Source organism: Enterocloster sp. HCN-30185 (assembly GCF_037890305.1).
Classification (GTDB): Bacteria; Bacillota; Clostridia; order Lachnospirales; family Lachnospiraceae; genus Enterocloster.
In genome coordinates, this window is record NZ_JBBKBT010000018.1 from 1 (window position 1) to 22,756 (window position 22,756).

Consider the following 22,756-nt stretch of genomic DNA (forward strand, 5'->3'; position numbering starts at 1 on the left):
ATTGGGGTCCATGATGTTGCGCCCGATCTGGGCCAGGGCCATCTGGAACTTTTCCGCCAGTTCCCCGTTTGCTATCGAATCAAACGTGATCGCCATATGCTCTGCTCACCTCCTCTCACAGATACCTGTCTACCAGCTCTGTCACATCTACATCGCAGCCCCGGCTCCACTCATCCCAGAAATCGACCGTACGGGATACCGGGCGCTCCTTTGCAAGCTCCACCTTGATCTTAAGCGGGATCGGCACCGCATCCCCAACGATCAGGACCTCACCCGGGTTGAACATCGTAACCGAATCTATGATCTGGTCGTCCCCGTCCGGAAGCATCCCCTTAATGAGCTGTTTGTCATTGTCATTATTAAGCTTGCCGATAATCATGTTGGCACACTGAGCCACGATGGTACGGTTAAGCTCCGAGGGCCTCTGGGTCGCCGGGAAAAGCGTGATCCCGAACTTACGGCCTTCCTTGGCGATATCCTCAAACACCTCCACCATGCGGCGCTGGCTGGCCGTCAGTTGGAAATTATCAGGGATATATACATGTGCCTCATCACATACAATCGTCACCGGGCGAATATAGTCCATGTCCTGCTGGCGCTGCAAGTCAAAAACCAGCCTTGTCAGCACCCCGATGATTGTCAGCGCCACATCATGGGGAACGGCGGAAAGATCTATGTTCTTTACAGGCTTATCCCCTCCTAAAAGTGCCTCCGCCAGATCGTACAGGTAGGACTGCGGCTCCCCGTGGAAGAGGAAACCATAACGGCTGTCCAGTATCCGGTCCCTCAAAAGATTCACCGTGCCTGTAAGCTTGCCATTGTACTCTCCCTTAACCGTTTTCGGCATTCCTGCCTTATCCCCGGTCTTGTAATACTCCCCCGTTTCTGTCACCTGACTGTCCATCTCCTCCATTTTCCGGATCAGCGCCCTGTAACTGAAATACACCGGCTTATTCTCTTTCCCGTCCGGGCATACCGCATAATAGGCTTTCCTGAGCGCTGTCATGACTGTAGTAGCGGATTCTTCCCGGATCTTGAGAATATTCGCCACAATATCCTGAAAACCGAACATCCATACAGGAAAGTGGAATTCCTCACCGATCCGGATATTGGATGCACAAGAGAGGCTGCTGTACTCCCCATGGATATCAAACACAATCACATTGGCCCCCGGAAGCTTTGCAGTCTCTTCCAGGATCTTTGCCACGGTCTCCGATTTGCCGGAGCCAGTATTTCCTACAATGCAGGCATGGCGCTGGAAAAACTTATTTCCATCCACCCAGGCCCCGCAGCCATAGGATGCATACTCCCCGATCCGGAACCCAGAACCTTCCGGGCCTGCGATCATCCGCTCGAACTCATCCGCCCCGATCTGCTCAATCTTCACACAGGTGGTTGGGTATGTGTCGATAGCTTTTAAAAATCTCCCGTCCTTAAGGCTTCCGATGATCGTGCAATCAATACTCTTTACACCTGTAATCTCTGCCAGGAAATCCTCTTCCCCGATGCGTTCCTCTCCGTCCGTGTCTGTAAGCCCTGTAACCATTGTCACAAGGGAAGCCCTTCCGTCCGACACTTTCATCAGGTCATTGATCCGGATATCCTTAAATTCCGCCAGGTTCGTCCGGATCTGCACGCAGTCTGTCAATATTTTTACCAGTTTCATGTTCATGCTCCTTATACGTCCAAAAGTTCATTATAACTGCGGATGGCAGCCGCTTTTATGGATTTGCAGTAATCACATTTCCCACAGTATTTCGGCGGGACCAGACCGGCCTTAACCTCCGCAAAATGGTCTATATTATACCGGATCTCATCCAGCGCGAGGTTTAAGGTGGTCTGCGGGATCTGGAATATATCCAGATCAACCACACGCTCCTTGGTTGCCGCCGCCAGATAAAACGGAAGCAACTCATCCGTCACAGCAAGCACGCCGGCCTGATAGACAGCCCCCTGCAGGTCATACCGCCAGAGGGGGAGGCTTTTGAAATTTGCCACTACCTTAAGGTCTGTGATGCAGACCCCCGGCAGATAGCTGTCCATCTTGATCTTCCATGGAACCCCAAACAGGTCAAAGGTCATAATGGCCTGCTTTTCCCCTCCCATGAACTGCATAAACAAAGGATCTGACTTCACCCGTCCAATGATCTCATTGGCTTTTCTGAACTCGCTTTTAAGCTCATTCTTACGGGTGTATATTCCGGGATTCTCTTTCATAAACTCCGGCATCGTCCCCTCAAAATAGGAATCCACAAAAGAGCCGACCAGAAGGGCCCTTGTAACAGGTCTCTCATATTCCCCGTGGATCTTTGCCATGGCCATGGCCTCGCACTTCATAAAATCCTTGTACTGGGAAACGGAGAAGAAGCACTCATTTGCTTCTTTCCCGTAATAATTATGCTCTGTAAGTACCATCACTCACTCCTTCTACCGGAACGGGGTCTCCGGGATTTCATCCGGCGGCTGGGTTCCGGCTTCTGCCTGCGGCTTTTCAGCTTCTTTCGCTTTTTCGGCTTTTTTCTTCCCGGAAAGCTTTCCTGGATCCTTCTCAAACGGGTTATTGACCTCTGATACTGCATCCTGGGAATGGTCTGCCAGGTCAAAATAATCCTCCCGCTTTGCCATGCCGTCCTCCAGGGACTTGTACACCCGCTTCAGACGCATCAGGTCATTCATGGTAAAACTCTTGACATTGCAGCCTATATAAGCCTCGATCATCGGAATGGTTATCCCGTACTTTTCCTGAAGAGTAGCAGTTGATGAACGGATCAGGTCTTCCAGCGGAACACCTCCATTACTGTCTGTCAGCGTTGCCTCACACTGGGCGATGGCTGCATCGATCACGTCTCCGGGGATCACGCCCAGGATACACGCACGGAGCCGCCTTGCGCCCTGGTTGGCGATCATCTCATAGATATCCCTCGGATCTGTCAGCGCCTTATTTCCCTGCTTTGTGCTGCGCACATGGGGCACCGCAAAGATCTTGGTCTGGCGGGTATTGGTCTCCAGATCCCAGGCATACGCCATGACCTGGCTTTCTCCGCTTCTCTGCTCCAGCTCCGTGATGCCGAAATCGATGTTGCCCCAGTTCTGCGCCATGGCCTCTGCCAGACGGATGGACGGCCCGGTTACCTTTGTAGTACCTCTGGGGTACTCATACATAGCCTGTTCTGCAAGACTCCTGCGCTTGCAGGCCTGCATGATACGGTTGAAGCTCTCGACCTCGTTACGGGGGAACTTTTTGGCGATCACCATAGCCGCCTGTACTTCCTGCGCCTGACGGGAAACCATCATCTCGGTACCCACGCCTCTGCCAGCCACCTGTCTGTTTTCCACGCCTTCATAGATGTTCATTACATTTTCCATCACATTTCCTCCTCTATTTCATCCCAGTTCCCGGAATAATACCACTCCACAAGCGCTTCCTTAAATTCTTTCTGTTCTTCCAACGTCCCGTGCAAGCAGCGTTCTAAAGCATACTGATATGCCTGATCTTCCTCCACGATCGTCCCAGCCTCAGGGCCTATTCCTTTGTAGTACATTCTTTCTCCTTCTTCTCGTCACATTCAGCACCCAAATCGAACCCCAATACTGCCGCCACAGTCTCACATTCGATCATCGTATACCTGCTTGCCTTAATGATTCCAGCCAGCGCATTGACCCGTCCCATGAGCATCAGGGCCTCTTCATACTGGTTGTCCGCACAAAAAACATCATTTTTTCGATTTGCCATCTTGATTTTCCCTCAGTTCTCCCCCATAATAGAGAGTGTTGTTTTTTATTTTCTGGACCTACCACAGTTGCCGCTGTGCAGGTCCTTTTTTATTCTTTTCCTCTCCCTCATATTTCTATAACCGTCCGTGTTTCCTGATCGTAGATCAATCTCAGTTTGTCTCCATTCACATCTGTCAGCTCTGCTTCATTCTGGCTCTTCATCTCAAATGATATATTGTCCATCACAAGGCCTCTCTCTTCCAGTTTTTCCAGATGTTTACGGATCTTAAATTCCGCTATTGTCTTTGCTCCTCTAACCATCCTTTTCTCACCTCCTCTCACAGTGTTACAATTCCACAGGCCACCAACAACAGCACCGCTGATTCCATCCCCAGCAGGAACGCCATCACCGTAGACAGCCTGCCAAACAACCGCACATCCTTATGGCTCTGCCTGATCTGCTCTCCGGCGATCCGCCCCAGCTTCAGGATCTGCTGCTCCTCTTCCTGGGTGACTACAACACCCTCCACTGGGGGCTGGTACTTAATTGCTTCTGATTGCATTTTCTTCTCCTCTCATTGCCTCATATAGCTCTAATTTGTCCATATTTGCCACTGTGCGGCAGTTGTTCCGCAGAAGCTCTTGGAAGAACCTGTTCTTTTTCTGCTTCTGCCTGTTCTCTTATAACCTCTGCTTCCTTTTCCATGTTTTCGGCCCAACGGCTCAAATACTCTGGAAGCATATCCTGGTTAATAAGAATACACCTCCCACTTCTACTGGATGGGATGATTCCTTTGTTCACAAGATTTCGGAAGCACCATTTTGTGATCTGGGTTTCCGGGTCCTGTTTTTTCAACCACTCATAACACTCGTTAATCCCTCTCATTTTTGGAATGGAACTCATACTCTCACCTCCCGTCCTCAGTCTCTGCGAAATACTCCACCGGAACATCAAAATACTTGGCGAGGATAAGAAGTTTATCCAGTTTTGGATTACTTCGACCACTCTTCCAATCAGAAAAAGTAGACTTCGTAATTCCAGTATCTATTGATACTCTGTAATCTGTCACATTTCTTTTATCTCGTAATGTAACATATTTTTCATACATATTTTTCTCCTTTCCGAACTTTTCTATTGATTTTAGTTCGGAAATCAGTTATAATACATTTACCAGACATAAAATAACAAACAACACTTGGCTGTTTTGATTTCCGAACTTTGTATTTGTATTATAAGACGGATTTCAGAACTTGTCAATAGTTTTTTGTACGGATTTTCAAACTTTTAAGGAGTTCATTATGTACGAAATTTATTGCAAGTTACGAAATGAAAAAGGTGTTAAAGATTCTGACGTTGTAAAAGCAACCGGAATTACAAAATCTACTTTCTCTGATTGGAAAAGTGGGCGAAGTAAACCTAAAAATGATAAGCTGCAAAAGATAGCTGACTATTTTGGCGTAACATTAGACTATCTAACAACTGGAAATAATGATATGATAAAAGAAAAGCCCCCTATGTTAACCGCCAGAGATGAAAGAGATATAAAAAAGGATCTTGATTCGCTAAGAGAAAAATTACTTAATAAAGATTTAGGGCCTGCTGCGTATGATGGGGAAGATATACCTGATGATGATATCGAACTCTTTTTAGGCCAAGTGGATCTTATGTTACATAGATTAAAAGTAAAGAACAAAGTAAAATATGGCAACAAAAATAAAAAGTAGGTGAGTCCAGCCTTGAATAACACGATTAAAAAGAAAGTTGCTTATTACATAAAAAAATATCAGACAAACGATCCTTTTACTTTAGCTGAAGCACTCGGAATTGAAGTTGCAATTGGTGATATCGGCACGCGATCAGGATGCTATATGTATCTAAAGCGTAATAAATGTATCTGGATAAATGAAAATCTTGAAGGAAATGAGCGCTTATTTGTCATGGCGCATGAATTAGGTCATGCAATTCTTCACCCTCGTGAAAACTGCTATTTCATAAAGCATAAAACTCTCTTTCTTAATTCGCGTAAAGAGCAGGAAGCCAACAAATTTGCCGTTGAATTTTTAATTTCCGATGAAGTTCTATATGAATATTTCAGATATCAGGACTATACGATCGAACAGGCAGCACGTGTATTGGGTTATCAAAAAGAATTGATTGAATTGAGATTAAAATAGCCAATGGCGTTTTAATAAATAAAAGCAAAAGAGGTATGTGGTATGAAAAAAAGAAAGTGGTATCTTCAAACATGGTTTATTTGTATTCTATTTATGTTTTGGCCCTCTATTATTTCTATTATTGTAGGAATAGTATTGCTCACATTACAAATGATTGAAAATAATAAACTGAAAAAAAAATATGGGGATATCGATTCCTTAAATAATAAAATCACTAATCTTGAAAAGGAAATTGATAATAAAAAAACAGACTACAATAATCTATGTGATGCAATCAATGTCTTAGAAGGTGATGTTTTGTGCCAGCATTATTGTTTTACTGATTATGATGGGATTTCATCTGAAGAATGCAAAAATAATTTAGCTGTTCTAAAATTGGAGGAGCAAAATTATATCAAAAATTCCAATTTTATAAAGACATACGGAAATTCTCCTAAAAAAATGTTAAATGCCAATACCAAACAGATACTGCGCTGCTTTAATGCTGAATGCGATAATGTTTTATTAAATCTTTCCATTAAAACCATTGATTCTGCAAGAAACAAAATAACAAAATCCTTTGAAACTCTCAATAAATTATTTGACGTTGATAATGTACAACTGAATCAGAAACTCCTACAATATAAATTAGATGAACTGAATCTTGTTTACACATATGAATTAAAAAAAGAGCAGGAACGCGAACAGCAAAAGGCTATCAAAGAGCAAATGATAGAGGAAGAGAAGGTTCGAAGAGAAATAGAACGTCAAAAGGCCAAACTCGAAAAAGACCAGACCCAATGTTCCAATGAAATCAATCGTCTTATACAGTATATGCAAAAAACCCAAGATGATGTGGAAAAACAATTATACATCGATAAAATCAAAGAATTAAATGATAAGTTAAAACAATTAGAAGCTGACAAAGCAACCGTTCTGGAACGTGAGGCCAATGCTCGTGCAGGTTATGTCTATATTATTTCTAATCTTGGCTCTTTTGGTCAGGATGTATATAAAATAGGAATGACACGTCGCCTAGAGCCTATGGATCGTATAAAAGAACTTGGAAGTGCTTCTGTCCCCTTTGAATTTGATGTACACGCCATGATATTCTCGGACGATGCCCCTGCTCTTGAAACAGCTTTACATCAAGCTTTTGAAAAACAAAGTGTAAATCGAGTAAATTTAAGAAAAGAATTTTTTAAAGTATCTTTGGATGATATAGAAAAGGTAGTTAAAGAAAATTTTAATAATACAGTCAAATTCACACGAATTCCAGTGGCTAAAGAATATAATGAAACTCTTGAAATTTTAAAACAGGAACAGTCTGCTTAATAACGCAAAAACCGCCCCTGCGCCAACAGGAACGGCTTTTAGATAAATTCTGTACAGGCCACGGAGGTCTGATACAATATAGCTTAGACACCTACATTGTACCATACCTCCTTACACCTGTACAGGTGTATTTTTTATACCAAAAAATGTGCGACGTCGCAACAAAATAGGAGGAATAGTTATGGCATCAATTAGAAAACGCGGAAACAGCTACCAGATCACCGTAAGCAACGGATATGATATCACTGGAAAAAAGATACTGGAAACCGCCACATGGACTCCCGATCCAGGAATGAAAAAGCGGGAACTGGAGCTGGCTCTTAATGCCTTTGCTGTGGATTTTGAACGTGACGTAAAATCCGGGAAAAATGTAAAAGGTGGCCGAATGACCCTACAGGAGCTCTCCAGACCTTACTTAAAGGATATGACTCCCCCGACTCTGGCCCGGACAACCTATGCCGATTATAAAAAGCGTCTTGAAATGCGGATTCTTCCGGCTATGGGGCACATTCAGATTGAAAATATCCGCCAGAAGGATATCAACAATTACAGGAAGATGCTGGAAGAAAATTATATCAGCCCCATTACCAAAAAGCCTTTATCACCTGCATCCATCAAAAAAGACTGTCTTGTTATCAGTGCACTCCTAAGCTATGCGGTATCTGAGGGGATGCTTAACATGAATATGCTTATTTACTCCGGCAAAATATCAGGTCACCGCAAACCACGCAAAGAGGCAAAGCCAAGGTATTTTACCATGGAAGAGCTGATCCGTTTTATAGATGCCTTAGAGCATCCTATCGATGTTGTGCACCGTGAACACCAATCGCGGCAAAATGGAAAAACGCATACCGTCAAAGCCTACACCCAGACAATACGCGTTAAACTCAAATGGAAGCTGTATTTCTATATATCCCTTTTCATAGGAGACCGGAGAGGTGAGAATATATCTCTCACCTGGGAGGATATCAATATGGATACCAATGAGATCAATATCAATAAATCCACAGACTATGTGGACGGTACTATGGAGCTAAAGGACACTAAAACGCACAATGAGCGGCAAAACGCCGTCCCAGCTTATGTAATCAGCCTGGCTAGAGCGTGGAAAGTCGAACAGATGCAGCAGGCCCTCAAACTTGGAGAAGACTGGAAGGGATATCACGGAAAGGACTATAACAAAAATTTTGTGTTTACACAGGCCAATGGAAAGCAGATGCATATATGCAGCCCTGCCGGGGAATATAAAAGAATCATCCGGATGTACAATCAGTATGTGGCAGAATCGCCAGAGCAGCATATTCCGGAAAACATACCTCCCCACGGACTCCGCCACTCTGCTGCCGCCATCCTAATTGCTAACAATATTGATGTCCGGACGGTTGCTGGAATACTCGGTCATGCAGATCCATCCACCACTCTAAACATTTATTCTTACTTCTTCAAAAACAAGGGTATAGAAGCCTCTTCTGTTATGGAGCAGCAGCTACTCTCCCATATGCCCATAAATGACTACTATTTGACTACTAAGATTCAATAATTTCGTTGTTTGACCCCAAAATAATCACACGAAACGTAATTACAATGATTTAAAAAGAACGTAATTACAATAAATTTTCTATGTGATGTTAAAAAAATTTTCCTTGGTAGTGCGGAGGTCACGGGTCCGATTCCCGTCAGTAGCTCTCTCTAAAGTGTGCCAGAACCTTGATTTTAAAGGGTTCTGGCGTTTTTTCTTTTTGTTGGTTTGGGGTCGATCAGGGTCGACCTCTTTTTTATTCTTTTATATAGCTAATGCCCTTTCCATATCTGCCTCATTCTGCAACGGATCCACACGATTAAATGCATAATTGTGCAACGTGGTGCGTTCATCTTCATGCCCTACCTGCTTTCGGATCTCATTGATATTGATTCCGGCATCCAGCAAAGCTGAGATATAGCTTTTGCGGATTTTATGTACCCCCTTCTGCTTTGTATCAATATGATTACAGTATTTGCGGAGCCGAGTGATAATAGCTGTAGGAGTGATATGTTTACCTCTTTGGAAAAATAGGAAATTATCCTCATGCAAATTATTTTCTGCATTGTAATCCATAATAATTTTGATGATCCTCCGTGCTTCCTTTGTCAAATATACATACCGATCCCCGGCAGATGATTTTACATGATCTACCGTAGCCCATGAAGTCGGATACCAGGTTCCATCTGGCCGCTGGCGTTCCACCTTCTGGGTCATGCGCTGAATATGGATATACTTTCCATCTCTGCAAAGATCCGTTGTCTTAAGCGCTGTTAATTCTCCTAACCGTACTCCGATCTGGAAAGCAAGAGGAATTGCCAGCGCTGTTGTATACCCGTTCTCATAGAAATCCTTCCAAGCCTCAGCCTCAATCATTGGCTGCTCTGTGATCAAAAAAACCTGTGTTTCATCCTCAGGCTTTTTTACCTTGCGGAATAACTTTCCCTCTATCTTGAAGGACTTATAAAGATTTGTCGGAATCCACTCATTTTCTACTGCATATTCCAGTATATGGCGAATGATTACCGCCATATTATAATACTACTTCTTTGTAAGAGATTTTTCGCGGATCTTTGACAAAGCCCATTCTTTCAGATATGCCTTTGTAAATTTTTTTATATCTTTATCAATAATGGGATCCGCTTCATAATAGCGCTTCCAATCATTATCTATTCGCCGAATATAAGTAGAGGCCGTGGTTTCCAATGATTTAATTTTTAACCACTGAGGATACAGCTTACGCAAAGTAATTGCCCCCTGTTCCTCTTCCTTTTTCTGTTCAAGATAAAAATCTATGATCTTTCGTTCCAAACGCTCCTGTGTGGAAGCAGATACGGCTTTTCGGCCCTTGGGCTTGTCTTTTGCCGGAAGATAGGTTAAGTACACACCCTTATCGTTCTGCCAGATATGGTAAAAATTTTCAATGTGCTCTTTTAAGATCGCTTTCTCTAATTTTTGCTGTTTTGTCATTTCTATCAGTTCGGAAAGCTCTCCCGTATCAAGATTCATTATACCACTCTGCTCTAGGAAAGACCATATGGTTTCAGCTTTTTCATTGCTAATTTTATGCACAAAAAAAGTACCATCCTTTCAAAGATGATACAGCTTGCGGATAATTCTAATAAAAGTTTTCTTATGTGAATGTATGCTTATTTTTAATAGATCGATTCGTTTGTATTCTGATTAAAAAGTATGTTTATTTATATTATTTCAAGTAAAAGCAAGTTGTATCTTTTATGTATCAATTTGATAAGTAACAGGTATCCTGATCCCTTCATCTGTGATCTGATAAGGAATAGAACCTTCACGGATCCTCTTAAAAATTTCTTCTATGGAAATCCCTGTCACATTTGAATATTGTGTCGGACTAAAATATAATACTATGTTTTCCATTCTGTACCTCTTTCTTTTCTGTAACAAAAGGCGTATCAGAAGAATCACAGAAAACAAATGGATTCTCTATCATCCCGTCAGCCTCAACCTGTAAATATTCCTGTACACTGTAATCTCTGTATTTTCCTACATCATAATAATGCCGTACAATTTTTATACGTGCCAACAGTGCTTCCCAGCTTTCCGGTTCATCCCTTTGTATCTCTTTATGCTGCTGTAATAACGAAATATTGCTTATAATATATACAGTATCATGCAGGCACACCCTGTTTGAATATCGGCATCGTAAAGTGTGGGGCTGTCCATCACAGATTGCAAGGAGCTCCGAGATTTTCAAAGAGCTTCTGTATTCATCCAGCAGGAGAACCCTTGTCCGGGCTGTATCGTATTGATCCCAGACCCCTGTACCTTTATAGTCCATCACAGAGCAGATCTCAGAGGGATCATGGTTCGCATAGACAGAGCTGGTTTTTCCTGTTCTTGTGCGGCCATAAATATAAATAGTAGTAACATCCCTGTACTGTTTTCCCTGTTCTTCATAGAAAGCCTGCCGGTACTGATCCAGCGCAGAAATCTTTAGGGCCATAGAGGGAACCGCCTGAACAATTTCTACATTAGAAGCTCCGTCCTGGACTAATGAGATCATCCGTTCAATATCTGTGCGTCTGCCCTGTATTTCTTCGGATTCGTCGGGACACTCTGTAGATTCATAAAATGTCTCAATATGATTCGTTTCCTTTTTTTCAGAATCGAGATATGCCCCTTCCTTGCGTATGTAATCCCGATTTTGACTGCTGGAAGATGATCTAATGATTTCCACATGGGCATTTCCAAATGCCTTGCTTAATACTCTGGTTGACTGGGGATTGACAAATTTGACATACAAATGAAAATGATCCGTTCCCTGTTCCCCAGTTTCAAAACAAAAACAGTAATACTCTGTTTTCCAACGCTGCATGATCTCTTTGATCCTATCAGAAGATAGCCCTTTTTCTTCTGGATTATTACAGGTAATCTGCATACGCCTTGTACGGGCTGTTGACATACAATGATCACTCCCTTTACTTTAGTAGTGTAAAATGCTAAAACACATAACACATATGTGCCCTAAAGGTTAATACTAGCCTTTAGGGCTTGCCAGAGCTTGCTTGCCATGCTCCGCATGGCAGCGCTCTGGCACCTTTGTGTTGTTATCGGTTGACTGCATCCCATAGATCCCTGTGCATAGCTTCAATGGCCCTTGGAAATGGCACACGGATCTTGGTAAGATTAGTGTCATTTACAGTACAATATCCTACTCCGGTAGGACAGGTTTCTATATCATCCTTGAAGTTAGGCATAATCATGTTGATGGTTTCCTTGGATGGAGCCTGCAATAATACTTTATGGGAAAAGGACTCTCTGGATCCGCTGCTGAATAATTCTCCTAGCGGCTTCTGGCAGCTCACAACAACATGGATTTTCTTTGCACGGCTCAAATTAAGAAGTCGGGCCATTTTCCCCATAATGTCTTTCTGCTCTTTGGATGCCATTGAACCGATCCAGCTTGGATATTCGTCTATGTAAAGTACAAGCCAGGGAAATTCGTCATTTCGTCTTAGCCGATCTTCAAAGATAGAATAGAACTCTAAAAATCCATCGGTGGTGTCATCAAACACAAAATATCGCTTGGCACCATCCAAATATGCAAAATCTATGTTCTTATAATCTAAAACATAAATTTCACACCCGTGTAAATGGCGGGCAATGCGGGAGAGCAGCCCTTGGGCCAAAGTTGTTTTTCCAGAGCCGGACGGCCCAGATAATAAAATCCGGTAACCGTCCTTTGCCATATCCCACTGGATCCAGTTTTCTACCCCATATTGAAAATGGTTCTCATCAACAAATGGGTATATGATCCCGTTTCTCTCCTCAGTCATAGTCCCGATCCCTTAATACGCTGTTGTTTCCAGACCGCCCAAGCACCTCAGCCATAGCATTGTCATAGGCGATTTTCTGGATATAGCTATCACTGTAATCCAGAGCAAAAGTGACATGGATGTAAGTTTTCATATCCTCTACTTTATCAACATAAAGGAAATGATCATCCCCTACGCTTATCAATGGCGGCAGTCCTCTGGTTCTGATCTTTTGATCGACAAGCCCTTGAAGAACTGATTTAACCATAGTTACATCCAAGGGCTCTACACATACTTTAGGAAGTGCATAGCGCAGATATATGATTCCGCTCCTAATATAGGAATCCAATGAAGGAGACCCCATATCCTCTACCCGGATCGGTCTGTCGCAGGAACACAGCTCTTTAAAATTAGGTGCATTAGCAATTTCTGTGAACAGGAATCGCCCAACAATGGTGTAAGCACCTTTCGCAAAACGCTCTTTCTGTGCATCAGTGGCCCGGTTCATCTCCATTTGCATCCGTGCTTTTTCCGCCTTCTTCTCGTTGTGGCGGTAGATCAGATAGCTGCCCCCGGCACAGGAGGCAGCCAGACCGAAAAAATGCCGATCTACGAAGCGATAAATGGAATCAAACAATATTCCCATGGCTTTCAGAAAAACAATCAGCACCGCTACAATAGCTATAATCGCAGCAAAGCCAAGCAATGATTTGCGGATGATCCCCTTGGAACGGGCCGTTTCCAGCCCGATCCGCAAGGATTCTTTTACTTTCCGTACTGCTTCTTTCAAAGAATCCATCTTATGTACTCTCCTTTCTTACTCCATGATGGCCTTATCGTTATTCGCAACTCGCTTAATTGAATCATAAATCACACGATCCCCTCGATCGCGAGTTGTCCGCTTCGTACCACGGAATTCATACACCACACCTTTTTCAAGAGCTGCATAGACTTCTTCTGTGACTCTTTCTTCGCCAAATTCAGAATCATCATTCTGGCTGACAATCACTCTAAAAGTCTTTCCCTGTTTTCCATCAATCACATAGGGAATTACCTTCTTACCCATAGTTTTCATTACTGACATTACTCTCATTGAATTTACCTCATCTTTCCATTTTTTAGGGGTCGGTATAATCGCCCGACATTCTCTTATGATTTTCATAAAATTCCTTCCTATTTTCTGTACCTAGGATTTCAGAAAATATTTTAGAATATGCTGGGAGGCAGGAACGCCCTGTCCTCCCAGTGTTTTTTATGATCCGTTACTTCCTTCTAACGCCGGACAATATAAATATGGTTGAAACAGATTTTGCAGTGTTATCGCCTTGGTAAGATACGCATCTAACTCACTTAAATATTCTTGCAGTGTACAAAGAATGTTTGGATCAGTTTCAATCAATACTGCTTTCTTGAGAGCTTCCTGCAAAACCTCAAGGTCTGTAAAAATAAGATGAAACACTTCATAAGCATAACATGAACTAAGACGTTCGCCATTCTTTAAATAAACCAATGCTCTTTCCATCATAGCGATATCTTTTTTTATCCCTTGAATCTTAGGTGCAGAAAATGTAAGTAAATTGATATTTTTTAAACTATTACTATCCATATTTATAAATTCCCTTCCTACTGTTTAATTGTTTTGAATGGAGGAGCTCCCGAAAAAGGAGCCCCTTCGCCAAAGTCATCGGCCTGTTTTTTCGACTATGTCTAAAAATCTATTTTTAAAGGTTTCCCTATCTATCAGTATCGGTTTCGCTTTTACCCGGATACGGTTTCTTTGTGCACACCCTACCATAATCTTCTTTTGCTCTTTGATCTTTTCATAAAGCTCTGTTGCCTCTGTTACAATCACTTGTAATTTATGAATTGTATCCTCGCTCAAATGGGCAGCTTCTAAAAACTCCTCATTATTCAGACTATTTGCAAGATGTAAACGGTACTGATTCAAATACGGATTCAGAATTTTATTAACCTTGTGCTTCCATTCAAAAACTGTCTCCTGAATTTCATATGGCGAACAAGTTTCCAACGAATCATTGACATTCTTCATTTCCTGCAATGTTTCTTCAACAACGGGTTTCTGTCCAGTCCAGTCCCGAATCATAATTCCAATATGCTCGTCTGTTAATATCATTACAATCATTATTTCACCTCATATTACATATGTTTATTTACGCTGCCAAAAGCTTGATCGGAGCCTTTGGCATTTATTTAAATAAGCACGCGTGCTTTTGTTGTTTCTTTGTATGTTTAAATGATACAGTACTCTTTATATTTTTTATATAGCATGCACGATAATTTCTTTGCATCTAACGATAATTTTTCATACAAACGCAAAAGGAGCAGAAACCTAATAAAGCTGGTTCTGCTCCTAAAATTAGTTATTTTTGAAGTAGATGAGATATTTTTGTTCTAAGTTCGATATCTTTTTCTTCTTTACCTGTTAATAAGTATCTAACATCACACTCGAAATAGTGAGCGAGAACCCAAAGAAAATCGCTAGGAATCATGGATTCTCCAGTTTCATATTTGCTGATTGTTGCTACAGATGTTACATATCCTACTTTACTAAGATCATCACAAAATTCACGTTGTGATCTAGGCAGACGAAATTTTCGTATCCTGTCTCCGATGTTTTCAGCCTCCTCTGAATACTTACAATCTACTGCTCTACTCGTTAATTTCTTCATCTGTGTAGAAGTTTTCATATCGCTCCTTTGCCTAGTGTGTGCGCACCCATTAGGGCTTTACGTTTTTTTGTAGCTAGCGTAGATATATCGTACCTCAAACCCCTTCAAAAAGATTCAGACAATCCAAGCAAGAAAAAACAAGAAAAAATGGGACTATACAAATCACAATTTTTAGAGTATAATATTTAACCACTATTTTCAAATGAGGGACAAATGAGCACAAAAAAGAAGAATATTCAAATCAGCACCAATAAAAAAAAGCCCTTAAGATATGGGCTAGGTCAAGTATTAGAATTACGTTTTAAATCTCCATCTTTAAAGGAACGTCTTGAAATATATCGGCTTGATAAGAATTACTCCCAAACGCAAATGATAGACGAAATGAGTTCTGCATTAAATACTTCAACTGATAATATTAAAAAATGGCTTTCTGGATCTGGCAGGCAAATACCACAAGAGTATGTAGAAGACATTTTAAAGTTATACAATTTACCATCTAATCCTACATATCACGAAAGAGTTATCTATACAGAACTTTTAACAACATATGGAAGTATACATTCTATAGTAAGCAAAGACCAAAAAAAGCCAAATAAAAAACTTTCAAATACTGAAAAAGAAGAGCGCCGTAAGACTGCTGCTGATTCCGTAACACAATACGATATTGAACAAGAACAAGCATCATACGATGATGCAATAGGGTGGGATAATTATATTCCTGTCATTTTTGAAAATTTTACGGAGCTTTCCCCCTTAAAAAAATATATACTATGTACTTTTTTTGAGGTCTATAATAGAATACCACAAATGGCATGGGAATTTGCAAAAGAATACTCATGCCTTAATGATCAAGGACAAACTCTAATATTTGATTATATGAAAAGGAAATTTTCCATTATAGAAAAACAACGAGTTACATTTTCGCAAGAAGAAGAGATGAGTTTGTCTCTTTTTAAAAAAATGGCAAAATTCGATTTTTATAATTTAAAAGAATTTCCAAAAAATACAGATATTGATTCAATAACAGATTCATTTTCAAAGAAGTTATTAGATTTAAATATACCGGCACCGGCTTACTTAGAAGATATGGTGTTGTATTCCGAAATTGAGACAGATGAATGGGAAATTATCCTTTATTTTATTCAATTAGGTACTCGATATAACCCATGTGATACAACAGAGCTCTCTCCCGTACAGCAAAAAGCCTTTGAGTTGATAAATATTTTATACAATGAGTTTGAATTAGGCTTTAATATTGATGAGTTATCCCCTACAGGACAATCCGAAGAGTTCTAATAAAGAAACATCTAATATTTTAGAAATTGCAACAAGCTCATATGCCGTAATATGTGCTTGTTCTTTTTCGTACTTAGAATAAGCCTGTTTGGTGGTTTTACACCCCAGTAATTGTAATTCACGCACCATATATGCTTGTGTATATCCACGCTGTTCTCGGAGCTGCTGTATATTATGGCCTAAAGCTATATGATGATCTGATTTTATTTTAGTTTCAGACATTAAAATACCGCCCCTTCCAAAAATCTATAATACAGTCATTATAGAAATCTTTATGGGTGAAGCGGTCGCAAATAAGGGACTTTTTTATTAAAAGCTCTTGTAATTATATATTATATGCTATATAATAAACACTAGAAAATAAAAATATTTATATTTTAAATTTCAATAATGCAAAAGGAGAAATTCAAAATGAAGAAAGGAAATATGGTTATTTTGGCATTATCCGTAATGCTCGCATCGTCATCAATCATCCCAGCTTACGCTGCTCTACCGGCTAACGCTTCTACTGATGTGGAGGCTGGTAATGGATTCAAAGATACGGAAGCTTTTAATTACTGGGCAGATCAGTACACAGACGAACTCAATAAAATTGAAAATCCGAAAGATAGGTATCGTCGTATCGTCGAGTTAGTCGTAACTAGCTGGGATCCAGTTAAAGAGATGGTTGGCGGTCAAGACGCTGTGGATGCTTACCTGCGCGGTGAAATAGGAGGTGATCAGGCATCCTACGTGGTTAAACGTATGTGTGATAATACTGGAATTGAAGCGATACAAGGTGGGTATTTGCAGAATGGGTATCCGAACTCGACAGCTTATGTTAAAATCGATGATACTGTGTATTGCTACAGTTGGGCGGCATTAGAATTATGGGGAATGGATGATACATATGTGTTTATAGACCATAATTTTAATGGTATAGAGATTGGTAATCCATTTGCTCCAAGAGAACAAGAAGTTGAAGTAGCTAAGAGTACTTTTTATAAGTTCACTGATATGGTTAATTATGTTTACATGCACGACACAGATGGTACTCTGTATAGCGTAGATCCATCAATCATGGCTAGTGCCTTGACTGGTACTGCTAAATTCTATAAGTGCGTTGGTAGTGATTTAATACCTATCTCAGAAGAAGAGGCAGTATCGCTGGGATATGTCGAGGAGTAAACGCTTATTAGCTTTTATACTTTCAGTATTGCTGCTATGTGGTAATACATTAATAGCTTTCGCTGATAATTTAGGTAATAGTTATATGCCTACTACACCGCCGCCTATTATAGGAGGTAGTGGTGGTAATCCGACTTTTGCAACGTATAAGAACTGGGGATTCCGGATAACTATGGCTCCGATATAAGTGTTACAAATATACAATCAAGCCAGAAAGGCAATTTGTCCTTTCTGGCTTATTTAATGATGGGAAAGGATCTCATCTTTAGATCAGGAGGTCAAGGGCAAGCGTTGTGCCTTTGGCACCCTTGACTTCCTTATTTCCCTACTTTTTATTTTCATTTTTGTGGGGTCGAGTTTGGGGTCGAGTACGGAAGAGCTTTCCTCAAACCTCCTGTTTTACTGGGTTTTTTGAGCCGATCTGGGTCCGATTCCCGTCAGTAGCTGTGAAAAACCCTTGTGTTTGCAAGGGTTTTTTCTTTTATCAAAAATGCCCGGTACAAAACCGGGCAAAATTCCCATCGGCAGCCGTCACAGTAATTGACTGATGTTGATAGACAGATCGGCGTAGATTCCCACCTTGATATTACTTTCAAAAGGAAAAATAATGGGAGCAAACTCTGACGGATCCTGTTCATTCAGATATACTGTTGTACATTTTTTTAACGGATCAACAATCCAGTATTCCCGGACTCCAGACTCCAGATACAGGGAAACCTTATGGGCGTAATCCATCCGACGGCTTCCGGGCGATACTACTTCTACGATAAAGTCAGGAGCTCCAGAACATCCGCGGTCTGTCAGCTTGTCGGGATCACAGATGACGGAAATATCCGGTTCCACCCAGTTTTTATCATCAGCGTCCAGATTAACTGCAAATGGAGCGGGATAGACCTTACAGCCGCCCTTTTTTGATTCAATATGTTTTTTTAAAAGATAGAGAATACCGGAAACAATCTCCTGATGAATCCTGCTTGGCGGAGCCATATCATAGAGCTGTCCGTCAATCAGTTCAGACCGACATCCTTCAGGCAGCGCCCAGTAATCCTTTGAGGTATACCGTTCTTTCAATATTGCATAAAACCATCCTTTCTTTATGGGAAGACAATGATGTTGATACCTCTATACAATAACATAAATATTGCATATTGTACAGGTATGCCCTTCCCAAACGCTGCATATGCCGCGGCCTGCTTTGCTCACACAATCCCCTCAAAACTTTCCCTCAGGGTTTTACAGGATTTCCCAAACTTTTCCATCTCCTGTTCCGACAATGAAAGCTCCAAAACACGCTGGACTCCATTTTGATTGATAATGCAGGGAACGCCTGTATAGATGTCTCTCTGACCGTAATCTCCCCGAAGCATAGCAGATACGGTAAGGACACTGTGCTCATCTCCCAAAATAGCCTTGGTAATTCTGGTAAGAGCCATTCCAATGCCGTAATAGGTGGCCTGTTTTGCCTCGATAATCCGATACGCTGCCGTCCGCACCTCTTCTTCAATATGATCCAGACAGCTTCTCAACTCATTTTTCCCATTTTTTCCCAACTCTAAAATAGGCTTGGTTGCAAGAAAGGCCTGACTCCAGGGAACAAATTCGCTGTCTCCATGCTCTCCCATTACATACGCATGGACATTTCTGGGATCAACCCTCAAATATCCTCCCACCAGATACCTAAGACGTGCCGTATCAAGAGCCGTTCCGCTTCCCAGAACCCTTCCGGGATTAAATCCCGACAGTACACAGGTAATCCTTGTCATAATATCCACCGGATTGGTAGCCACCAGAAAGATACCGTTAAAGCCAGAGGAAATCACGGGTTCTATGATCGAACGGAAGACCTCTGTATTTCGCCTTAAAAGATCCAGACGGCTTTCTCCCGGCTTCTGGGCCACTCCCGCCGCTATGACAACAATATCTGCATCACGACAGTCCTCATAATTTCCTGCTGATATTTTCATATTGGAAGCTGCAAACGCAAGCCCGTGGTTTAAATCCATGGCTTCTCCCTCCGCCCTTGTCTTGTTGATATCGATCAGCGTTAATTCATCGCAGACAGACTGGTTTAAAAGACTGTAAGCATAACTCATACCCACCATTCCCGTTCCGACAACTGCCACTTTTCTTTTATCCGACCTCATGCAAAGCTCCTTTCCAGATTTAAAAAAGAAGATACCTCATTCAATAAATGGTATCTCCTTTTCATAATGATTTTATGCTTATCTGGACAGCTTTCGTTCCATTAGTTCTCCGTTGCTGCTGTAGGTCACAGCCGTTTCCCTGCTTATAACTCCCTGGCGGAACAGGCGGATCAGGCTGTTGTCCATGGAAATCATTCCCTCCTCCTGAGAAGTGGCGATAATGCCGTCAATCTGATGGATTTTGGATTCGCGGATCATATTGCGGATCGCATTATTTAAAAACATGATCTCAAAAACAGGCTGTACGCCTCCATCTACAGTAGGTACCAGCTGCTGGGAAATGACCGCATTTAAAACCATGGAAAGCTGGGTGCGGATCTGCTGCTGCTGAGCCGGAGGAAAAGCGTCAATGACACGGTCAATGGTATTGGCCGCGCCGATGGTATGAAGGGTAGACAAGATCAGATGGCCTGTCTCTGCAGCCGTCATTGCGATGCTGATAGTCTCATAGTCACGCATTTCTCCCAGCAGGATCACATCCGGAGCCTGACGCAGAGAAGCTCTCAGGCCGGTTACATAGCTGCTTGTATCTGTAGCGATCTCTCGCTGCGTTACCACGCTCTTTTTGTGGCGGTGAAGATACTCAATGGGATCTTCCAGGGTAATCACATGTGCTTCTCTTGACTCGTTAATGGCGTCAATGATACAGGCCAGAGTGGTGCTTTTGCCGCTTCCCGCCGGCCCTGTAACCAGCACCATTCCCTTCGTCATCCTTGAAACATTCATAATCTCCTTTGGAAGATGCAGCGCATCCGCATCCGGAAGCTCAAATCGCACAACACGGATAACGCCGGCCAGAGAACCTCTCTGACGGAAAATATTGGCGCGGAAACGCGATACCCCCGGTACTGCAAAGGAAAAATCATCATCTCCCTCATTTAATACACGTTCTTCGCTCCGGCCGCCGGCCAGCTCATAGATCTGACGGATCATATCGTCCATTTCATCCGGCATGATCTTCTCTGTTCCCTCGCAGATGATCCTGCCGCCAATCTTATAGGAAAAAGGACGGCCCGGTATCAAAAAGATATCAGCTGCCTCCTGCTCCACTGCCGCTGTAAGAAGCTCCATTACCTTCATATCGTTTCCTCCTTATTATGTACCCGAACGATCTTTGCCGTCCCAGACCTTCACTGTATCATCAATTTCATATTCACCGCTGTCATATACATACCAGGACCGGATCTCATACCGTTTGTCCCCCTCTTTTAACTCCAGATCAATGTGCAGGGACTCTCCCCGCTCCATGGGAATTTCTGTAAAAATAAGGCCGGTCTGCTCATCATAACCATTTCCCGGCTTGGCCGCCAGAGCCTCCAACTTTTCCTCTAAAGACCGCCCTGCCATCTGCTGCAGCATCCGGTCTGATCCAGCCAGCCACTGCTGTCCTTTGGAATCTGCTTCATAAAATTCCTTTGCAGCCTGAGCGCCCCTCTCTGCCAGCTCCAGATCGCCTCTGGCACTGCTTAAAGAAAGAAGGCCGAAGGTAGACAGACAAAGCACGATAAAGATCAGGATCAGCGATGACAGCCCTATATTCACTTTATTTCTGGATGTTTGTTCCGCCATGGCTTATTTCCTCCCGCTTCTTTTTTCAAGGCTCATACTGGCTGCCTTCCAGGCTGTAGATCACAGTACCGTCTGTTTCTTTATCCCCTTTTGTCACATCCACCCGGATCTGCTTCATAGAATCATCCATTTCTACTGTGATCTCTGCCTCATAGGCCAAAACAGCTCCTGACTCTGCCGCCTCCCTTTGCGTATATGCCTTCCAGTCCTTATCCCAGACCGTCTGAAGCTCTTCCTCTCGTTTCCCGGATTTCAGCTCTTCCATCAGGCTCTGGGCCGCAAGCACAGCATGATTCAGATCATCTGCCTTCCGGCTCAACCGGTCTGCTCCTGCAAATACGGAAACACAGATGGAGGCACAGACAATAAAAAAACCGACGACTGCCAGCATCTCCATCAAAAACGGTTCTGAACCGGACCCGCTTCTTCTGTTCATCCTTCTATCCCCCCGCTTTCCGACTCACCAAAAACAGGATTTTCAGCCAGACTGCCGCTTCTAAGAGAAAGAGACAGAGTTCCCCCGTTCTCCCCTTCCGTACGGATATGGAGAACATTTCCCTCTCTGGAAAAAGACAGTCCTTCACATTCCAAAATTTCCAGACCATCCTCCAGTCCAAGGCCGCTGCCGGTATCAGTAAAAAGCTCCCTGATACTGCCGTCCAGCCAGTAAATCCAGGTCACATAATCTGTCCCGCCAATCTGCTGGCGAAGCTCCAGTACCTGTGTTCCTTCTATTTCTTTTATGTCTGTCATCCCGGCACGGTCTCCCTGACGTACCTTATTTGCTATATAGCTTAAGGCAGTGGAGCTGCTGAAATTTTTATCGCTTCTGGCAGTGATATTTTCATACACGCGGCTTCCTGTCAGCACGGTAAAAAGAGCGCTTAAAATAAATACCAGAAACAGCAGCATGGTAAAAAGGCCGCCCATCAGCTGACCTCTTTTCCCCGTTTTCCGCTCCATACGTTTCCCTCCTATTCCATAACAGGCACTACTGTGATATCCGGCATCACATTGGAGGCAAAGCCATCATAAAACACATTGTATTTTTTCCGGTTGATCATTACCCCGTAATGCTCCTCCAGATACTCGATACTTGGCGGATATCTCCCCTCAATGGCATAGCACTGCACGCTTGCTCTTGCTACGGCCTTTTTCAGGGTTTCCTGATCTCCGGCTGTGGTCCTCTCTCCAAACTGTACAGAGAACAGGGTAAAAAACAGGATTGCTGCCATCATAAGGAGCATCGAGCCGATCATGCCCGCAAGGCCCCGTCCTCTTCGGTCCTGCCCGCGTTTTACTCTCATATCCAGCTCC

32 protein-coding genes are annotated in these 22,756 nt (G+C 42.6%); 6 read left to right on the top strand and 26 right to left on the bottom strand.

Translation table 11 applies throughout. The features are described from left to right. Nucleotides 1-115: 115 nt before the first annotated feature. The 9 genes from WKT10_RS14290 to WKT10_RS14330 form a co-directional block, all read right to left on the bottom strand. Nucleotides 116-1,666, bottom strand: a complete 1,551-nt coding sequence (locus WKT10_RS14290) for an ATP-binding protein (RefSeq protein ID WP_340277908.1) — start codon at nucleotides 1,664-1,666, stop codon at nucleotides 116-118. Between the two features lie 11 nt (nucleotides 1,667-1,677). After that, complete coding sequence (locus WKT10_RS14295; RefSeq protein ID WP_340277909.1) at nucleotides 1,678-2,415, bottom strand: PD-(D/E)XK nuclease-like domain-containing protein; 738 nt, start codon at nucleotides 2,413-2,415, stop codon at nucleotides 1,678-1,680. 12 nt (nucleotides 2,416-2,427) lie between these two features. Next, nucleotides 2,428-3,366: a hypothetical protein gene (locus WKT10_RS14300; protein WP_340277910.1), complete on the bottom strand. Its 939-nt coding sequence runs from the start codon at nucleotides 3,364-3,366 to the stop codon at nucleotides 2,428-2,430. Then, entirely contained in the window at nucleotides 3,366-3,542 is a 177-nt protein-coding gene (locus WKT10_RS14305; RefSeq protein ID WP_340277911.1) for a hypothetical protein, read from the bottom strand. The genes WKT10_RS14300 and WKT10_RS14305 overlap by 1 nt, the downstream gene beginning before the upstream one ends. Then, nucleotides 3,524-3,733 (bottom strand): hypothetical protein, encoded by a 210-nt coding sequence (locus tag WKT10_RS14310; protein WP_340277912.1) that lies wholly within the window; start codon nucleotides 3,731-3,733, stop codon nucleotides 3,524-3,526. The genes WKT10_RS14305 and WKT10_RS14310 overlap by 19 nt, the downstream gene beginning before the upstream one ends. 107 nt (nucleotides 3,734-3,840) lie before the next feature. Beyond that, the gene (locus WKT10_RS14315) at nucleotides 3,841-4,035 is read right to left on the bottom strand and encodes a hypothetical protein (RefSeq protein ID WP_340277913.1); all 195 of its coding nucleotides are present in this window, start codon (nucleotides 4,033-4,035) and stop codon (nucleotides 3,841-3,843) included. A 17-nt stretch (nucleotides 4,036-4,052) separates the two neighbouring features. Beyond that, nucleotides 4,053-4,277: a hypothetical protein gene (locus tag WKT10_RS14320; RefSeq protein ID WP_340277914.1), complete on the bottom strand. Its 225-nt coding sequence runs from the start codon at nucleotides 4,275-4,277 to the stop codon at nucleotides 4,053-4,055. A gap of 20 nt (nucleotides 4,278-4,297) precedes the next feature. Then, nucleotides 4,298-4,618 (bottom strand): hypothetical protein, encoded by a 321-nt coding sequence (locus WKT10_RS14325; protein WP_337933481.1) that lies wholly within the window; start codon nucleotides 4,616-4,618, stop codon nucleotides 4,298-4,300. Between the two features lie 4 nt (nucleotides 4,619-4,622). After that, nucleotides 4,623-4,823 (bottom strand): helix-turn-helix domain-containing protein, encoded by a 201-nt coding sequence (locus tag WKT10_RS14330; protein WP_340277915.1) that lies wholly within the window; start codon nucleotides 4,821-4,823, stop codon nucleotides 4,623-4,625. Nucleotides 4,824-5,013: 190 nt separating this feature from the next. Here WKT10_RS14330 and WKT10_RS14335 point away from each other — a divergent pair, with 190 nt between their 5' ends. The 4 genes from WKT10_RS14335 (at nucleotide 5,014) to WKT10_RS14350 (ending at nucleotide 8,743) form a co-directional block, all read left to right on the top strand. Then, on the top strand, nucleotides 5,014-5,439 hold the full coding sequence (locus tag WKT10_RS14335) for a helix-turn-helix domain-containing protein (RefSeq protein ID WP_340277916.1): 426 nt from the start codon (nucleotides 5,014-5,016) through the stop codon (nucleotides 5,437-5,439). 12 nt (nucleotides 5,440-5,451) lie between these two features. Continuing rightward, nucleotides 5,452-5,889, top strand: a complete 438-nt coding sequence (locus tag WKT10_RS14340) for an ImmA/IrrE family metallo-endopeptidase (RefSeq protein WP_340277917.1) — start codon at nucleotides 5,452-5,454, stop codon at nucleotides 5,887-5,889. 42 nt (nucleotides 5,890-5,931) lie between these two features. Then, on the top strand, nucleotides 5,932-7,203 hold the full coding sequence (locus tag WKT10_RS14345; protein ID WP_340277918.1) for a DUF4041 domain-containing protein: 1,272 nt from the start codon (nucleotides 5,932-5,934) through the stop codon (nucleotides 7,201-7,203). A 181-nt stretch (nucleotides 7,204-7,384) separates the two neighbouring features. After that, a complete protein-coding gene (locus WKT10_RS14350; RefSeq protein ID WP_340277919.1) occupies nucleotides 7,385-8,743 on the top strand; it encodes a site-specific integrase in 1,359 nt (452 codons plus the stop codon). Between the two features lie 243 nt (nucleotides 8,744-8,986). On the opposite strand, the gene WKT10_RS14355 is transcribed toward WKT10_RS14350, so the two are convergent. From WKT10_RS14355 to WKT10_RS14395, 9 genes are all read right to left on the bottom strand, one after another. Next, nucleotides 8,987-9,754 carry a tyrosine-type recombinase/integrase gene (locus tag WKT10_RS14355; RefSeq protein WP_340277920.1) on the bottom strand — a complete coding sequence of 256 codons (768 nt, stop codon included), beginning with the start codon at nucleotides 9,752-9,754 and terminating at the stop codon, nucleotides 8,987-8,989. A gap of 9 nt (nucleotides 9,755-9,763) precedes the next feature. Next, the gene (locus tag WKT10_RS14360; protein ID WP_340277921.1) at nucleotides 9,764-10,231 is read right to left on the bottom strand and encodes a hypothetical protein; all 468 of its coding nucleotides are present in this window, start codon (nucleotides 10,229-10,231) and stop codon (nucleotides 9,764-9,766) included. Between the two features lie 358 nt (nucleotides 10,232-10,589). Next, nucleotides 10,590-11,660, bottom strand: a complete 1,071-nt coding sequence (locus WKT10_RS14365; protein WP_066546553.1) for a hypothetical protein — start codon at nucleotides 11,658-11,660, stop codon at nucleotides 10,590-10,592. A 145-nt stretch (nucleotides 11,661-11,805) separates the two neighbouring features. Next, nucleotides 11,806-12,534, bottom strand: coding sequence for an ATP-binding protein (locus tag WKT10_RS14370; RefSeq protein ID WP_066546551.1), 729 nt, complete (start codon nucleotides 12,532-12,534; stop codon nucleotides 11,806-11,808). Beyond that, nucleotides 12,527-13,312, bottom strand: a complete 786-nt coding sequence (locus WKT10_RS14375) for a hypothetical protein (protein WP_066546549.1) — start codon at nucleotides 13,310-13,312, stop codon at nucleotides 12,527-12,529. Before WKT10_RS14375 ends, WKT10_RS14370 begins: the two co-directional genes overlap by 8 nt. An 18-nt stretch (nucleotides 13,313-13,330) precedes the next feature. Continuing rightward, a complete protein-coding gene (locus tag WKT10_RS14380; protein WP_066546547.1) occupies nucleotides 13,331-13,675 on the bottom strand; it encodes a hypothetical protein in 345 nt (114 codons plus the stop codon). Nucleotides 13,676-13,765: 90 nt separating this feature from the next. Beyond that, on the bottom strand, nucleotides 13,766-14,119 hold the full coding sequence (locus WKT10_RS14385; RefSeq protein ID WP_317439509.1) for a hypothetical protein: 354 nt from the start codon (nucleotides 14,117-14,119) through the stop codon (nucleotides 13,766-13,768). A gap of 75 nt (nucleotides 14,120-14,194) precedes the next feature. Continuing rightward, nucleotides 14,195-14,656, bottom strand: a complete 462-nt coding sequence (locus WKT10_RS14390; RefSeq protein ID WP_066546541.1) for a hypothetical protein — start codon at nucleotides 14,654-14,656, stop codon at nucleotides 14,195-14,197. A 238-nt stretch (nucleotides 14,657-14,894) separates the two neighbouring features. Further along, entirely contained in the window at nucleotides 14,895-15,221 is a 327-nt protein-coding gene (locus tag WKT10_RS14395; RefSeq protein WP_066546538.1) for a helix-turn-helix domain-containing protein, read from the bottom strand. A gap of 195 nt (nucleotides 15,222-15,416) precedes the next feature. On the opposite strand from WKT10_RS14395, the gene WKT10_RS14400 reads away from it, so the two are divergent. Beyond that, nucleotides 15,417-16,499 carry a hypothetical protein gene (locus WKT10_RS14400; protein WP_340277923.1) on the top strand — a complete coding sequence of 361 codons (1,083 nt, stop codon included), beginning with the start codon at nucleotides 15,417-15,419 and terminating at the stop codon, nucleotides 16,497-16,499. Here WKT10_RS14400 and WKT10_RS14405 read toward each other — a convergent pair. Next, nucleotides 16,467-16,721 carry a helix-turn-helix domain-containing protein gene (locus WKT10_RS14405; protein ID WP_081422909.1) on the bottom strand — a complete coding sequence of 85 codons (255 nt, stop codon included), beginning with the start codon at nucleotides 16,719-16,721 and terminating at the stop codon, nucleotides 16,467-16,469. The two genes, WKT10_RS14400 and WKT10_RS14405, sit on opposite strands and share 33 nt — an antisense overlap. 189 nt (nucleotides 16,722-16,910) lie before the next feature. Here WKT10_RS14405 and WKT10_RS14410 point away from each other — a divergent pair, with 189 nt between their 5' ends. Further along, on the top strand, nucleotides 16,911-17,666 hold the full coding sequence (locus tag WKT10_RS14410; RefSeq protein ID WP_340277924.1) for a hypothetical protein: 756 nt from the start codon (nucleotides 16,911-16,913) through the stop codon (nucleotides 17,664-17,666). Between the two features lie 531 nt (nucleotides 17,667-18,197). Here WKT10_RS14410 and WKT10_RS14415 read toward each other — a convergent pair. The 7 genes from WKT10_RS14415 to WKT10_RS14445 form a co-directional block, all read right to left on the bottom strand. Beyond that, entirely contained in the window at nucleotides 18,198-18,737 is a 540-nt protein-coding gene (locus WKT10_RS14415; RefSeq protein ID WP_340277925.1) for a Uma2 family endonuclease, read from the bottom strand. 128 nt (nucleotides 18,738-18,865) lie between these two features. Continuing rightward, nucleotides 18,866-19,810, bottom strand: a complete 945-nt coding sequence (locus tag WKT10_RS14420) for an L-lactate dehydrogenase (RefSeq protein ID WP_296035186.1) — start codon at nucleotides 19,808-19,810, stop codon at nucleotides 18,866-18,868. A gap of 78 nt (nucleotides 19,811-19,888) precedes the next feature. Then, the gene (locus WKT10_RS14425; RefSeq protein ID WP_337433719.1) at nucleotides 19,889-20,950 is read right to left on the bottom strand and encodes a type IV pilus twitching motility protein PilT; all 1,062 of its coding nucleotides are present in this window, start codon (nucleotides 20,948-20,950) and stop codon (nucleotides 19,889-19,891) included. 15 nt (nucleotides 20,951-20,965) lie between these two features. Next, the gene (locus tag WKT10_RS14430) at nucleotides 20,966-21,439 is read right to left on the bottom strand and encodes a hypothetical protein (protein WP_337433718.1); all 474 of its coding nucleotides are present in this window, start codon (nucleotides 21,437-21,439) and stop codon (nucleotides 20,966-20,968) included. 25 nt (nucleotides 21,440-21,464) lie between these two features. Beyond that, nucleotides 21,465-21,875, bottom strand: coding sequence for a hypothetical protein (locus tag WKT10_RS14435; protein ID WP_066546492.1), 411 nt, complete (start codon nucleotides 21,873-21,875; stop codon nucleotides 21,465-21,467). After that, entirely contained in the window at nucleotides 21,872-22,402 is a 531-nt protein-coding gene (locus tag WKT10_RS14440) for a DUF4860 domain-containing protein (RefSeq protein ID WP_066546491.1), read from the bottom strand. Before WKT10_RS14440 ends, WKT10_RS14435 begins: the two co-directional genes overlap by 4 nt. Before the next feature lie 11 nt (nucleotides 22,403-22,413). Beyond that, complete coding sequence (locus tag WKT10_RS14445; protein ID WP_445293030.1) at nucleotides 22,414-22,746, bottom strand: hypothetical protein; 333 nt, start codon at nucleotides 22,744-22,746, stop codon at nucleotides 22,414-22,416. Nucleotides 22,747-22,756: the final 10 nt, after the last annotated feature.

What these genes read in the sequence shown, in the direction of transcription:
- WKT10_RS14290 (WP_340277908.1), bottom strand. Translation starts at nt 1,666, where the DNA reads ATGAAACTGGTAAAAATATTGACAGACTGCGTGCAGATCCGGACGAAC.
- WKT10_RS14295 (WP_340277909.1), bottom strand. Translation starts at nt 2,415, where the DNA reads ATGGTACTTACAGAGCATAATTATTACGGGAAAGAAGCAAATGAGTGC.
- WKT10_RS14300 (WP_340277910.1), bottom strand. Translation starts at nt 3,366, where the DNA reads ATGGAAAATGTAATGAACATCTATGAAGGCGTGGAAAACAGACAGGTG.
- WKT10_RS14305 (WP_340277911.1), bottom strand. Translation starts at nt 3,542, where the DNA reads ATGTACTACAAAGGAATAGGCCCTGAGGCTGGGACGATCGTGGAGGAA.
- WKT10_RS14310 (WP_340277912.1), bottom strand. Translation starts at nt 3,733, where the DNA reads ATGGCAAATCGAAAAAATGATGTTTTTTGTGCGGACAACCAGTATGAA.
- WKT10_RS14315 (WP_340277913.1), bottom strand. Translation starts at nt 4,035, where the DNA reads ATGGTTAGAGGAGCAAAGACAATAGCGGAATTTAAGATCCGTAAACAT.
- WKT10_RS14320 (WP_340277914.1), bottom strand. Translation starts at nt 4,277, where the DNA reads ATGCAATCAGAAGCAATTAAGTACCAGCCCCCAGTGGAGGGTGTTGTA.
- WKT10_RS14325 (WP_337933481.1), bottom strand. Translation starts at nt 4,618, where the DNA reads ATGAGTTCCATTCCAAAAATGAGAGGGATTAACGAGTGTTATGAGTGG.
- WKT10_RS14330 (WP_340277915.1), bottom strand. Translation starts at nt 4,823, where the DNA reads ATGTATGAAAAATATGTTACATTACGAGATAAAAGAAATGTGACAGAT.
- WKT10_RS14335 (WP_340277916.1), top strand. Translation starts at nt 5,014, where the DNA reads ATGTACGAAATTTATTGCAAGTTACGAAATGAAAAAGGTGTTAAAGAT.
- WKT10_RS14345 (WP_340277918.1), top strand. Translation starts at nt 5,932, where the DNA reads ATGAAAAAAAGAAAGTGGTATCTTCAAACATGGTTTATTTGTATTCTA.
- WKT10_RS14350 (WP_340277919.1), top strand. Translation starts at nt 7,385, where the DNA reads ATGGCATCAATTAGAAAACGCGGAAACAGCTACCAGATCACCGTAAGC.
- WKT10_RS14355 (WP_340277920.1), bottom strand. Translation starts at nt 9,754, where the DNA reads ATGGCGGTAATCATTCGCCATATACTGGAATATGCAGTAGAAAATGAG.
- WKT10_RS14360 (WP_340277921.1), bottom strand. Translation starts at nt 10,231, where the DNA reads ATGAATCTTGATACGGGAGAGCTTTCCGAACTGATAGAAATGACAAAA.
- WKT10_RS14365 (WP_066546553.1), bottom strand. Translation starts at nt 11,660, where the DNA reads ATGTCAACAGCCCGTACAAGGCGTATGCAGATTACCTGTAATAATCCA.
- WKT10_RS14370 (WP_066546551.1), bottom strand. Translation starts at nt 12,534, where the DNA reads ATGACTGAGGAGAGAAACGGGATCATATACCCATTTGTTGATGAGAAC.
- WKT10_RS14375 (WP_066546549.1), bottom strand. Translation starts at nt 13,312, where the DNA reads ATGGATTCTTTGAAAGAAGCAGTACGGAAAGTAAAAGAATCCTTGCGG.
- WKT10_RS14380 (WP_066546547.1), bottom strand. Translation starts at nt 13,675, where the DNA reads ATGAAAATCATAAGAGAATGTCGGGCGATTATACCGACCCCTAAAAAA.
- WKT10_RS14385 (WP_317439509.1), bottom strand. Translation starts at nt 14,119, where the DNA reads ATGGATAGTAATAGTTTAAAAAATATCAATTTACTTACATTTTCTGCA.
- WKT10_RS14390 (WP_066546541.1), bottom strand. Translation starts at nt 14,656, where the DNA reads ATGATTGTAATGATATTAACAGACGAGCATATTGGAATTATGATTCGG.
- WKT10_RS14395 (WP_066546538.1), bottom strand. Translation starts at nt 15,221, where the DNA reads ATGAAAACTTCTACACAGATGAAGAAATTAACGAGTAGAGCAGTAGAT.
- WKT10_RS14400 (WP_340277923.1), top strand. Translation starts at nt 15,417, where the DNA reads ATGAGCACAAAAAAGAAGAATATTCAAATCAGCACCAATAAAAAAAAG.
- WKT10_RS14405 (WP_081422909.1), bottom strand. Translation starts at nt 16,721, where the DNA reads ATGTCTGAAACTAAAATAAAATCAGATCATCATATAGCTTTAGGCCAT.
- WKT10_RS14410 (WP_340277924.1), top strand. Translation starts at nt 16,911, where the DNA reads ATGAAGAAAGGAAATATGGTTATTTTGGCATTATCCGTAATGCTCGCA.
- WKT10_RS14420 (WP_296035186.1), bottom strand. Translation starts at nt 19,810, where the DNA reads ATGAGGTCGGATAAAAGAAAAGTGGCAGTTGTCGGAACGGGAATGGTG.
- WKT10_RS14425 (WP_337433719.1), bottom strand. Translation starts at nt 20,950, where the DNA reads ATGAAGGTAATGGAGCTTCTTACAGCGGCAGTGGAGCAGGAGGCAGCT.
- WKT10_RS14430 (WP_337433718.1), bottom strand. Translation starts at nt 21,439, where the DNA reads ATGGCGGAACAAACATCCAGAAATAAAGTGAATATAGGGCTGTCATCG.
- WKT10_RS14435 (WP_066546492.1), bottom strand. Translation starts at nt 21,875, where the DNA reads ATGAACAGAAGAAGCGGGTCCGGTTCAGAACCGTTTTTGATGGAGATG.
- WKT10_RS14440 (WP_066546491.1), bottom strand. Translation starts at nt 22,402, where the DNA reads ATGGAGCGGAAAACGGGGAAAAGAGGTCAGCTGATGGGCGGCCTTTTT.
- WKT10_RS14445 (WP_445293030.1), bottom strand. Translation starts at nt 22,746, where the DNA reads ATGAGAGTAAAACGCGGGCAGGACCGAAGAGGACGGGGCCTTGCGGGC.